This window comes from Mammaliicoccus sp. JADD-157, assembly GCF_049310805.1.
In the GTDB taxonomy this organism is placed as follows: domain Bacteria; phylum Bacillota; class Bacilli; order Staphylococcales; family Staphylococcaceae; genus Mammaliicoccus; species Mammaliicoccus lentus.
The window spans coordinates 1,182,799-1,195,465 of the sequence record NZ_JBMOVZ010000001.1 but is presented as its reverse complement, the minus strand read 5'-3'; the positions used below and the strand labels follow the sequence as shown (position 1 = coordinate 1,195,465).

Here is a 12,667-nt window from a genome sequence, read left to right as displayed (position 1 = left end):
AACAAGCAGATAAACGTCGCTTTAAGGCGATTTATCTGCTTTTATTTTTTATAATTTTCGATCAATACCTTGTTCTGTTTCTTCTTTAATTTTTAAGTAAGCTTCATGCCATTCTGGGAAGCTTTTATCTAATCTAATTGGTCTATTTGTACCTTTTTTCAAACAAACATGCGTTGTTGAACCTGTACTCACAATTTCCCCATCTTCATTTAATATTTCGTATGAATAAATTGACCTAATTGGTGAATAATGCGATATCCACGTTTTAATGATAACTCTCTCAGGATATGTAATAGATTTTTTATATTTAATATTTAAATCGACTACTGGTGAGATGATACCTGCCTCTTCCATATCTGCATAGCTGAAGCCAGCTTTGTAAATATAATCTGTACGTGCAACTTCTAACCAAATTGCGTAATTTGCATGATATACGACGCCCATTTTGTCTGTTTCTGCATAACGTACATCTATTGGTGTTTCACTATAAATCATTTTGAATAATCCCTCTTTCTAAATCGCTATCCCTAATATCATAACATAAATAAAACGAGTCTGAGACATAAATGAATGTCTCAGACTCGTTTTTCTGACTTTAAGCTAATTTATTTCTTAACACCATTTGTAGAATACCACCGTGTCTATAGTAGTCAATTTCTACTTCTGAGTCGAAACGAGCTAACGCATCAAATTCAGTTACTTTACCGTCTTCATCAGTAGCTGTTACTTTCAGAATATCACGAGGTTTTACACCTTCGTGTAAGTCTACTGAAATAGATTCTCTACCAGTTAAACCTAAGCTATCAGCTGAATCGCCTTCTTTAAATTGTAACGGTAATACACCCATCATAACTAAATTTGAACGGTGAATACGTTCATAACTTTGAGCGATAACTGTTTTAACACCTAGTAAGTTAGTACCTTTAGCAGCCCAGTCACGTGATGAACCCATACCGTAATCGTTACCTGCTAACACACATAAGCCGATACCATTCTCTTGATATTTCATTGAAGCATCATATATAGGCATGATTTCTTCTGTTGGCCAATATGTTGTAAAGCCACCTTCAGTACCTGGCGCTAATTGGTTCTTAATACGAATGTTAGCAAATGTACCTCTCATCATTACTTCGTGGTTACCACGACGAGAACCGTATGAGTTGAAGTCTCTAATTGCTACACCATGATCTTGAAGGTATTTACCTGCTGGTGTATCTTTACCAATTGCACCTGCTGGAGAAATATGGTCAGTTGTTACTGAATCACCAAATTTAGCCATAACTCTTAAATCTTTTAGAGGTTTAATATCAGCTGGTACAGTTGATAAACCTTCGAAGAATGTTGGATTTTGGATATATGTTGATTCTGGATCGAAATCATACAATGGTTGATCTGTTGTTTCAATTTGATTCCATACTTCGTTTGATTCAAATACTGTTTTATATTCTTCACGGAATAATTCAGGTGTTACAACTGAAAGTACAGTATCTCTTACTTCTTCAATTGATGGCCAGATTTCTTCTAAGTAAACATCTTTACCATCTTTATCTTTACCGATTGGATCATGTTGTAAATCGATATTCACAGTACCTGCTAGAGCATAAGCTACAACTAATTGTGGTGATGCTAAGTAGTTTGCTTTAACTAACGGATGAATACGTCCTTCGAAGTTACGGTTACCAGATAATACTGAAGTAACAAGTAAATCTTCGTCTGCAATTGCTTTTTCAATTTCAGGTAATAAAGGACCAGAGTTACCGATACAAGTCGTACAACCGTAACCAACTAGGTTAAATCCTAATTCGTTTAGATAGTCTTGTAAACCAGCATCTCTTAAGTATCCAGTAACAACTTTTGAACCTGGAGCTAGAGATGTCTTAACGTATGGAGGAACTTTTAACCCTTTTTCGATTGCTTTTTTAGCAACTAGTCCAGCACCTAACATTACGTATGGGTTTGAAGTGTTTGTACAAGAAGTGATAGCAGCAATAGCTAAATCACCAGTTGTCATAGTAGTCTTCGTACCATCCTCTAGTTCGATATCTACAGTTTTATCAAATTCAGATTCATCAAAGCCGTGACCTTGGTTACCTGCTGGAGCAGTTACTGAATCTACGAATGATTTTTTCATATCGCTTAATTTAATTAAGTCTTGAGGACGTTTAGGTCCTGATAATGAAGCTTCAACTGTAGCTAAGTCTAAGTCAACAACCTCAGTATATGTTGGATCAACTTTTTCAGCTTTGAAGAACATATTATTTTCTTTTAAGTATTTTTCTACTACTTGAACTTGTTCTTCTGTACGGCCAGTCAAACGTAAATAGCTTAGAGATTCTTCATCTACTGGGAAGAAACCACAAGTCGCACCATATTCAGGCGCCATGTTTGCGATAGTAGCTCTATCTGCTAGTGGTAGTTTTTCTACACCAGGACCAAAGAATTCAACGAATTTACCTACAACGCCTTTTTTACGTAACTCTTCAGTAACACGTAATGCTAAGTCAGTTGCAGTTGTTCCTTGTGGTAGTTCGTTCGTTAATTTAACACCTATAACGTCAGGCACTGGGAAGTAAGATGGTTGACCAAGCATACCAGCTTCAGCTTCAATACCACCAACACCCCAACCTAGAACACCTATACCATTGATCATAGTTGTATGAGAGTCAGTACCAACTAAAGTATCTGGGTAAGTCACTAATTCATTTTCTTCTTCTCTAATGTGCACGACGCTTGCTAAGTACTCCAAGTTTACTTGGTGAACAATACCTGTTGCAGGTGGTACAGCACGATAGTTATCGAACGATTTAGTAGCCCAATGTAAGAATTGGTAACGTTCAATGTTACGTTCAAATTCTAATTTCATGTTCATTTCTAAAGAAGATGGTAAAGCGTAGCTATCAACTTGAACTGAGTGGTCAATAACTAAATCAACAGGAACTTCTGGGTTAATTTTAGATACATCTCCACCTACATCATCCATTGCTTTACGTAAAGAAGCTAAATCTACAACTGCTGGAACACCAGTGAAATCTTGAAGGATTACACGTGATGGTTTGAATGGTACTTCAGCATCTGCATCATTTGTTTTACCCCATTTAGCTAAATTCATAATGTGTTCTTCTTTAATAACATGTCCGTCATACTGTCTTAAAACTGATTCTAATAATACGCGGATAGAATATGGTAAATTATCAACATTAGTAAGACCTAATTCATCTAATGTATTTAAGCTGTAGAACGTATAATTTTTACCGTTCAATTCAAAAGACTTTTTAGCTTGTTCTTTTAAACTTGAGCTCATTTTTTGTTCCCCCTTTAATTTGTACATCAAAATGCTTCATATACAATTGTATAATCAAAACTTAGGTAAAACAACACTTTCACCCTAAAAATCATTATATTTACCATTCAAGTTTTTGATACGCAACCATAAGTTTTACTTATGCATAATAGTTTATACATAAAAATTAGTTATTAAATGAGAATGATTATCAACTCTTTATGAAATTCATTTTAGAAATAATTTAATTTTTATAATAAAAAACGCCTATCAAATAATCACTAATGTGAAATTTGATAGGCGTTTTTAATTGATTAGTCTTCTAATTCTCTTTCTAATCTTCTTTGTTCTTTTAATTCTTGTTCGTATTCACGTTTTGATTTTTCAACGTATTCTTTCATACGGTGTTTATTTGGTGTAATAGATAAACCAAGGTATTTACGTTCTTGGTTAGCATCTTTATAGAACGCTATAATCATCATAATTATGATGAAACTAAATGGAAACGCAGATATTATGGCGGCTGATTGTAATGCGCCTAATCCAGTGTCGCCACCAGAGAATAGCAACACAAATGCGATTAATGATTGTGCTACACCCCAAACAATTTTAATTCTACCAGCTGGCTCTAATGAACCATAAGTTGTTTGCATACCTAAAACGAATGTAGCTGAATCGGCTGAAGTAATAAAGAATATACAAATTAATGCCAAGGAAACTAGCGATAAAAGCATGCCCATAGGCAATTCATTAAATACTCCAAACAATTGTGTTTCAGTTGTCATTTTAAATATTTCAGGTGTTTTCTTACCAACTTCAATACCTGTAACTCCAAACACACTGAACCAAATGAAGCTGACGATTGTTGGTACTAACATAACGCCTAAAATAAATTCACGAATTGAACGTCCACGAGATACACGGGCTATGAATATACCTACGAATGGACTCCAACTCATCCACCAGCCCCAATAATAAAGTGTCCAATCATTTAACCACGCACTCTTTTGCTCATTTAATGGTGCAATATCGAAACCATTAAATAAGAAACTATCAAATAGAGCTCCAGTTGATGATGTAAACATATTTAAAATTAAAATAGTAGGACCAATAATTAAAGTAACAATAAGTAATATACTTGCTAAAATAAGGTTTAAATTACTTAAATATTGAATACCTTTACTTAGTCCACTCCATGCACTTGCAAGGAATAAGACAGTTACAATAATGATGATAACACCTTGCACTACGATATTGTTTGGAACACCGAATAAGTATTCTAAACCACCATTGATTTGTAAAGCACCCATACCTAGTGAAACAGCAACCCCTACTACTGTAGCGAATACTGATAACACATCGATAAATGTTCCGATTGGCCCATCTACTTTGTCACCTAGTAAAGGTCTAAGCGTTTTAGATAATAGACCTGGCTCACCTTTTCTAAACTGTGCATAAGCTAATGCTAATGCTACTACTCCGTAAATTGCCCATGCATGAAAGCCCCAATGTAAAAATGTAGATCTCATTGATTCTGTCATTGCAGCTTTACTTTCCGGACTAGCCGTTGGTGGTGAGATAAAGTGTGACATAGGTTCAGCAGCACCATAGAATACTAGACCGATACCCATACCAGCACTAAATAACATAGCAAACCATGAAATAGTATTAAATTCAGGTTTATCCTGCGGTTTACCTAATTTCAGTTTACCTATTGGGCTAAAAATAATAAATACACAGAAAAATACCATCAATATAGTAATAATCATATAATACCAACCAAAGTATTTAGATATCCAAGCACTGATATCAGCAGTTATACCGCCAAATTGAGTTGGAAAAATAGCACCGAGTGCTACGATTATACCTATTACGATTGCACTAAATGTAAACACATTTGATATTTTTCTACCATTTGGATATTTATGTACGTTCGACATCGCACTACTCCTTTCAAATACAAACTCATAATTGTTTATTCCCGTTTAAATTATTTTTAACCTAATAAATTTAAAAAATAATTTTAACAAAACAGCAACTTCAATACTTTACCAAATATCAAGTTTTAAATCAAATTCACTATTTCAATTTTTGTGTGTTTAAGGTATTATTATGACGACGAGGAGGTGTTTAATATGTCATTATTAAAAGAATTTAAAGATTTTGCTTTACAAGGTAATGTTTTAGATTTAGCAATCGCCGTTGTTATTGGTGCAGCCTTTAACAAAATTGTTACATCTTTAGTAGAGAACGTAATCATGCCATTAATTGGTCTTATTTTTGGTGAAGTAGACTTCGCTGAAAAATGGTCATTAATGGGTATTAAGTACGGTTTATTTATTCAATCGATTATTGATTTTATAATCGTGGCATTCGCTTTATTCATCTTTATTAAAATTGCAAATACCGTTATGAGAAAAGGTGAAGAAGAGGAAGAAATCGATGAACAAACTGTATTACTTACAGAAATTCGCGACGCTTTACGTGAAAAGTAAGTTTTACATATACTATTTGAGGCTGAGACCATTTTTATTGTGTCTCAGCCTCTTCTTTATTCCCTTTTCTTACAAAACGTGTCAATAATGCTATCCTTGTTGTCACTTCTCTTCAAACGTGTCAATAACGTTATCCTTCAATTTATAGATTTTAAAAATAAAAACCCCTAAATCTTAATATTACTAACGATTTAGGGGTTTATTTAAATATGAACTTTAATCTTCAATTGGACCATCTTCAACTAATGTCTTAACATCAGCTACGATTTCTGATTTAGGGAATTTCTTATCCCCAGCATCTTGACCACTATATGTTTTAATAATTTTTCCATTCTGATCAACTAAATAGAAACTTGTACCATGTGTTACTTGGTTACTACCTTTTGGTGGCGGCGCTACGATTGATTTAAAATTATCTTCTGCATATTGCTTAATAAATTTAAAGTCATAATTCGTTACTAGCGTCCATTTTCCATCAGGTACATTATATTGTTTAATATAATCTTTTAATTTTTTAGGTGTATCGTTATCAGGGTCTACACTAAAACTGATTACGCCATAATCTTTCACACCATCTTTTTCTAATTGGTCAATTACTGTACTCATATTATATGTCATTGGTGGACAAACTGTTTCACAATCAGTAAATATAAAATCGGCTATGTATACTTTACCTTTCATATCATTTTGTGAAAATTTATCGCCATTTTGATCAGTGACGTTAAAAGATTGCAATTTGTTCCCATACTGACTCTCGGGTTCTATTGCATTGTTACTACAAGCACTAACTATCAAAATTATGGTAGCGAGTAAGCCAATAAATATTCCCTTTTTCATCTAAACACTCCCAAAATTTGCTATTAATTAAAATATATCAAATTAAAATTACAACTTAAACACATATTTTCATTAATTTATGTCTTTGCTGTGTCTTTTAGTTAACCGTAAAAGAGGTTGTGCTTAAAAATCCATTTTTATTTACATTTAAAATGGTTGGGATTCTAGTTTTTAATTCTGAAACGTGGGAAATGATGCCTACTAACCTTCCAGACATTTGTATATTGACGAGTGTATCCAGCGCTGTTTCTAATGTTTCTGCATCTAACGTTCCAAACCCTTCATCTATAAACATTGATTCTAAGTGCACAGCACCCGCTTCTTGCTGCACTATATTAGATAATCCTATCGCTAAAGATAGTGACGCTTGGAACGTTTCTCCACCTGATAACGACGTTATATGTCTCGTTCTATTAGAAAATCTATCGAACACTTCTATTTCTAATCCGCTTAACCCCATAGACTTTTCTTTTTTACGTACAAGTTGATAACGATTGTTGGTCATTTTAACAAATTGTTGATTTGCGCTATCTAATATATGGTTTAAATAGTAAATGAGTACGTAGTTTTCTAATGACAATTTCTCACTATTCTTACCGTTCATCACTCTAGATAGTTCAATCATTTCTTCTTGTTCTTGTAAATCTCGTTCTATTTTGGCTATTATCTTTTGAATAGCGTCTCGTTTATCTTTATTTTGATCAACTTTTAATTGTAATTGTGTGTTTAATTTCGTCATTTCTGCTTCTAATTCTTTAGCAGCATTTAATTGAGAAATGATGTCTTCTAAATTTGGTACATCACAATCTTTAACTTTTTCAGTTAATTCTTTTACATCCGCTTCTAACTTAATATATTTCTTATCAAATTCTGTTACTTCAACTTCATACTCATCAATTTTATTCACACTTAATATAAGTTTATCTAATTGTTCGTATGACTCTATTTGTTGCTTATCCATTTCACTTTCTAAATATGACTTAATAGATGCTACTTGTTCTTCAAGCATTTGCCTTCTTTCGCTAATAGAACTTAGTTTGTTCTCTATTTGGTACAACTTCTCTTTATATTCATTTACTCGAGACTGTAACGTTTCTAATTCTTGATCATAACTTTTAATTTCATTTTCAAACGATTTAAATTGTTTACTAAAGTCTTCTATAGATTCAAATTGAGTTTCTTTATTAAAATAATCCATGTTATGTTTATAATTTTTGATTTCATTTTGAATACTAATACTATTTATTTCATCTTGAGATAACCCTTTTTCTAAATCGTGAATTTCTTGTTTCATTTTTTGGCTACGTTGTCTACTATCTCTTAAATCCTCAATTTCTTTTTGTATTTTTCCTAAATCATCGTTTACAGATTGTATTTTATGCGAAACTGATTCAATATCATTTAATTTCTTAATCTGTGATTCTGTATTGTTTTGTCTTTCCTTATATACGGCAATATCATTAGAAATTTTTTGATGCTTTAGTTTAATTTCATGCTGTTCTTCTTTTTCTTTTCTTAATGAATCAAAATCTATATCACCGTTTAAGTTCTCTATGTTGGAACCACATATTGGACAAGCATCACCTTCATGCACATGCTTTTGAATTTTCAGTATTTCATCTTCTACTGTTAACACTTCAAATGCATCTGACTCTTTCATGCTTTGTTCAATATTCTTTTTTTGTTGTTCTAACTCACTTAGTTTTGATTTAATCTCTTTCTGAGTTGCAATAAGTGTTTCCTTTTCTTGAAATTGATTTTGTGTATTTTCTAATTGCTGTAATTCAAGTTTTAAAGATTCTTGCAGTTTTAATTTATTTTGTTCTGCTTCATCATCTGCATCTATATCTTTTAAAGATTCTTGCAATGTTGTAATAGAATTTGTCTTCTGAGTTATCTCTTCTTTTAACTTCTCTAGTTGTTTTTTCGCTTCAGGTAAATGTTCTTTACTATCATAATACTGTTCTATGCTTGTATAGATATGATTTGTCTTATTAATAAATGCTCTTTGCTTATTAATGTCCTCTTGGCTTTCAAGCTTTTCACTTAACTTGTTGTTATAAAATTCAAATTGAGTGTGAAATTCTTGCTTTTCAGTTTTTAATTCTTCGTGTTGCTTCTCAGTTTCTTTCTTGTTAGTTTGTTTCTCTTTTAATTGATTATACTGATGCGTAATATTTTGTACTGTTTTTAAATACCTTAATTGTTCTCTTAAGTTATTAATATGCTCAACTTGTTCGTTTAGCATATTTAACTCATGTTGTTTTTCTTGTAATGTATCAAAGTTTTGTTTAATGACCTTCTCTTCTTCAGATTTCTTTTCTAAATTTTTAACGATTGTTTCTTGTTCTTTTAATTCTTTCAACTGATAGTCCAATTTTTCTTTACCTATTTCTTCATACTGTACTAATGCATTTTCCACTTTCTTATAGCGATGGCCTTCTATATCTTTTAGTTCTTTTAATGTTTCATGATCGAAGTCATGTAAATCTGATAAGCATTGAGAAATTTGCTGATAATGACTTTCTATTAAAGCAATTTCTTTCTTCATCTCTTCTCCTAATTGTTCTTGCAATGCTTCGAAACGATCACTATCAAATAATGTTCTTAAGATACTTCTCTTCTCTGTACTATTTGAGATTAAAAATTGCTTAAACTCCCCTTGAGGTAATATTAAAATTTGTCTAAATTGTTTAACGTTCATATGCAATATATCATTCAAATATTGATTACTTTCATTTATCGTACTCGTCTGTATTGACCATTCGCCGTCTACTTCTTTATACACTTCCACAGTAGAATTTGTTGGATTCTTATTTCCTTCTTTTATATATTTAATTGTTCTAACCACTAAATATGATTCATTTTTAATTTTAAATTCAAATTGCACTTTACTTGGTGATTTAGGATCTGCAAAGTGACTTCTTAAATCCACTTTATCTCTTGATTGGGTCGATGTCTCTCCATACAAAGCATATACCATAGCATCAAATATCATCGTTTTCCCAGAACCTGTTTTACCACTTATTAAGAAGAGTTGAGATTTTGATAAATGGTTAAACTCTATCGTTTCATTAATAAACGGCCCAAAGTATTGCATGTTTAAAGTAAGGGGTCTCATTATTCATCAACTCCTTTATTGATTGCTTTTTCAAGTAATTGAACAACCTTTTCTTCTTTAATACCAGATAACTCCTCATCTGTTACATGACTATAAAATGACTTTATGATTTCTATATCACTTAAAGCATGAACATCTAATTGAATTTCATCTTCTTTCACTTCATAATCTTGTCTAGATATTTGTAATGTATTTGGATATATATCACGTATCTTCATAAGTGGATCCGTTACATGATCCATATTCGTCAATTTAAAATGAAAATAGTCTTCCTGATTTTGAATTGTAATATTTTCATGTATAACATCTTCATAAGACGCTTGAACAACATGAAAAGAACGTTTAGGTGTTAGTGGTATAAAGTTTTGCTCAAAACTACTCTCGCTATATTCAAACAACCTATAGCCTTTAGCTTGGTTCTGTTCAGAGAATGAATATTGCATTAACGAGCCTGAATAAAATATATAATCTGATTGAATCGCAAATGGATGATGCAAATGTCCTAGCATAACAGTATCAAAAGACTTAAAAGTTTGAGCGCTAACTGTTTCAATCGTCCCTATCGATAGTGGTCTTTCAGAATCACTTGATTCTCCTCCAGCTACGAATAAATGTCCTACGAGTATATTCGTTTTACTGTCATCCATCACTTCTTCCATATGTTTAACGATATAATCAGTAGCTTCTTGATGTGTATGTATGTCTTTATTGCCAAATGCTTGTCTTATATCAGCAGGCGTGAAATACGGCATAACGTATATATGGATATCATTCATTACTACTGGTTTAAACATGTCATGATAATCTGTCATAATCTTTAATCCTGACTTAGCAAACCATTTTTCACCGTAATTCAATCTTTCTTTCCCATCATGGTTACCACTTATAGCGATTATTGGCGTATTTAATTCTAAATTAATCTTAGATAACGCATCTTCCAACACGACCATTGCATCTTTACTTGGATAATGTAAATCATATAAATCCCCACTTATGATTACAACATCCGGTTTATATTCTTTTACTGCTTCGTATAATTGTTCTAATACATATTTTTGGTCTTCTAATAATGACTGGCCGTTTATAGTTTTTCCTATATGCCAATCAGCTGTATGTAAAATTTTCATATTCTATCACCTTTCAAAATATTTGTTAGACAGGTTTATTTGCTTCATTTATACTAGTCATAAGGAGTGATTTCATTGAGTAACGTATTTATATTCTTTATTGTCTTATGGTGCATAGTTTTTATTTCGTTACTTGCTATTGGCGGATTCTTTATGTTTCGAAAATTCTTAAAGCGCATGCCTAAAGATGATGGCATGAGTGAACTCGATTGGCAAGATTACTATATCCACAAAGCCTTGCCTTTATGGAATGATGAAGCAAGATCATTATTAAACGAATTAGTGTCTCCAGTACCAGATCTTTTTAGAGACGTTGCTAAAGAGAAAATCGGTGGACGTGTATCTAAAATCGCGCTAGAAGAACATGCTACTTCGATTGAACTCGATCATATCATGAGGGGATATATCGTTGCTACACCTAAACGAGATCACAAATTTATGAAGAAAAAGCTAACAGAACTTAATATCGATTATACACCATATTTGCCATTGTTCGAATTAGCAGACGATGAAAAAAACAAGTTTTCTATATTTGATCATGCAGAAGAAATTTCAAATGCAAAAACAACGCACACTCAATAAATGAGTAGTGCGTTGTTTTTATTTTACAACACTTATTTGATTACGTAATTTCTTATATTTAAAGTACATAGATATTCTCCAAGGAACAATCATACTAAATGCCAATAAGAAAAACATACCAGCTAATTGGCCCGGATCGATTGAATCACTCAATACAAACTTGCCTACAGTTCTTATAATCAATAAAGAAATAAGAATTACTGGAAATAATTTTGAACGTTTCATATATATTTCAGAACGTTTAATTTCAAAGTTGGATGTGAATATGAGAAATAATGAAAAGAAAAGACCTACAATGATCGATTCAATTATTTCAGCACCTGTTAGTCTGAAATAAGGCACTACGTACATAAGTGCTCCAGTAGCCATAAAAAATGGTGGTAATATAATCTTTCTAGTATTTGTTGGATAATTTTGTGCTTTCATTCTTACAACTATAACGGCTAAGCTCATTAAAGCTGCTATAAATACTGAAAAAAGCAAATACATGATTAAAACCCCTTTAAGTTCTAAATATCATTTGTGTTTATTCCAAACCCAAAGATTGGAAAAATATTGTTATGTCAGTTAATAAATCAAAGAACAATAAAATTCCCATAATTATCATAATTATACCACCAAACTTCATGATAGCAACATTGTACTTCCTAATTATTTGTAATTTTGTTATAAAGAAAGTTAATACGAAAAATGGAATGCTAAATCCAAGTACATACAGTAGCATATATAACATCGCTTGGGATGAATTTGTTGCTGCTAACGTTCCAATCGCAGCTATAATCGGCCCGTTACACGGCGTCCACCCAGCTGCAAAAGCCATACCAATTAAAAACGTACCAATAAAACCTGAAGGCTTTGCTTTAAAATTAATTTTTCTATCTTTCATTAAAAATTGTGGTTGGAATACACCTAAAATGATTAATCCAAACACAATAATGATGATTGCTCCTACTTGTCTTATTAATGTTTGATAATTTATAAACAAGCCAGATATGTATCCTATGCCCATACCTAAAATCATATAGATTAAACTAAACCCTAACAAAAAGATAATAGTATGTAATATTGCATTACGACTTAGCCCTTTATTTTTTAAATCATCGTAACTCATACCTGTAATGTATGACACAAAAGCAGGATATATAGGTAGAACGCAAGGAGAAACAAAACTTAATATACCTGCACCAAAAGCAACAAAAACTGTTAATTCCATTATATCCCCCCT

The 12,667-nt window shown here is 32.1% G+C and carries 10 protein-coding genes; 2 read left to right on the top strand and 8 right to left on the bottom strand.

Features of this window, described 5'->3' with window-relative positions; genetic code table 11:
- Positions 1-48: 48 nt before the first annotated feature.
- The 3 genes from menI to ACO6VN_RS06040 form a co-directional block, all read right to left on the bottom strand.
- Positions 49-495 (bottom strand): 1,4-dihydroxy-2-naphthoyl-CoA hydrolase MenI, encoded by a 447-nt coding sequence (gene menI / locus ACO6VN_RS06050; RefSeq protein ID WP_016999586.1) that lies wholly within the window; start codon positions 493-495, stop codon positions 49-51.
- 100 nt (positions 496-595) lie between these two features.
- Positions 596-3,301, bottom strand: coding sequence for an aconitate hydratase AcnA (acnA, locus tag ACO6VN_RS06045; protein WP_194200746.1), 2,706 nt, complete (start codon positions 3,299-3,301; stop codon positions 596-598).
- Positions 3,302-3,594: 293 nt separating this feature from the next.
- Positions 3,595-5,220 (bottom strand): BCCT family transporter, encoded by a 1,626-nt coding sequence (locus ACO6VN_RS06040; RefSeq protein ID WP_135020162.1) that lies wholly within the window; start codon positions 5,218-5,220, stop codon positions 3,595-3,597.
- A 195-nt stretch (positions 5,221-5,415) separates the two neighbouring features.
- Here ACO6VN_RS06040 and mscL point away from each other — a divergent pair, with 195 nt between their 5' ends.
- On the top strand, positions 5,416-5,775 hold the full coding sequence (mscL, locus tag ACO6VN_RS06035) for a large conductance mechanosensitive channel protein MscL (RefSeq protein WP_016999589.1): 360 nt from the start codon (positions 5,416-5,418) through the stop codon (positions 5,773-5,775).
- A gap of 216 nt (positions 5,776-5,991) precedes the next feature.
- On the opposite strand, the gene ACO6VN_RS06030 is transcribed toward mscL, so the two are convergent.
- From ACO6VN_RS06030 to sbcD, 3 genes are all read right to left on the bottom strand, one after another.
- Entirely contained in the window at positions 5,992-6,612 is a 621-nt protein-coding gene (locus ACO6VN_RS06030) for an SCO family protein (protein WP_194200747.1), read from the bottom strand.
- 97 nt (positions 6,613-6,709) lie between these two features.
- Positions 6,710-9,733, bottom strand: a complete 3,024-nt coding sequence (gene sbcC, locus ACO6VN_RS06025) for an exonuclease subunit SbcC (RefSeq protein WP_422404380.1) — start codon at positions 9,731-9,733, stop codon at positions 6,710-6,712.
- On the bottom strand, positions 9,733-10,860 hold the full coding sequence (sbcD, locus tag ACO6VN_RS06020; RefSeq protein ID WP_422404379.1) for an exonuclease subunit SbcD: 1,128 nt from the start codon (positions 10,858-10,860) through the stop codon (positions 9,733-9,735). Before sbcD ends, sbcC begins: the two co-directional genes overlap by 1 nt.
- 69 nt (positions 10,861-10,929) lie before the next feature.
- Here sbcD and ACO6VN_RS06015 point away from each other — a divergent pair, with 69 nt between their 5' ends.
- On the top strand, positions 10,930-11,442 hold the full coding sequence (locus ACO6VN_RS06015; RefSeq protein ID WP_276325830.1) for a DUF2621 domain-containing protein: 513 nt from the start codon (positions 10,930-10,932) through the stop codon (positions 11,440-11,442).
- A gap of 18 nt (positions 11,443-11,460) precedes the next feature.
- Here the strand turns inward: ACO6VN_RS06015 and ACO6VN_RS06010 are convergent, their stop codons facing one another.
- Together ACO6VN_RS06010 and ACO6VN_RS06005 are read right to left on the bottom strand one after the other, a co-directional pair.
- Positions 11,461-11,934: a CcdC family protein gene (locus tag ACO6VN_RS06010; protein WP_026023651.1), complete on the bottom strand. Its 474-nt coding sequence runs from the start codon at positions 11,932-11,934 to the stop codon at positions 11,461-11,463.
- Positions 11,935-11,968: 34 nt separating this feature from the next.
- Positions 11,969-12,655, bottom strand: a complete 687-nt coding sequence (locus ACO6VN_RS06005) for a cytochrome c biogenesis CcdA family protein (protein WP_016999595.1) — start codon at positions 12,653-12,655, stop codon at positions 11,969-11,971.
- Positions 12,656-12,667: the final 12 nt, after the last annotated feature.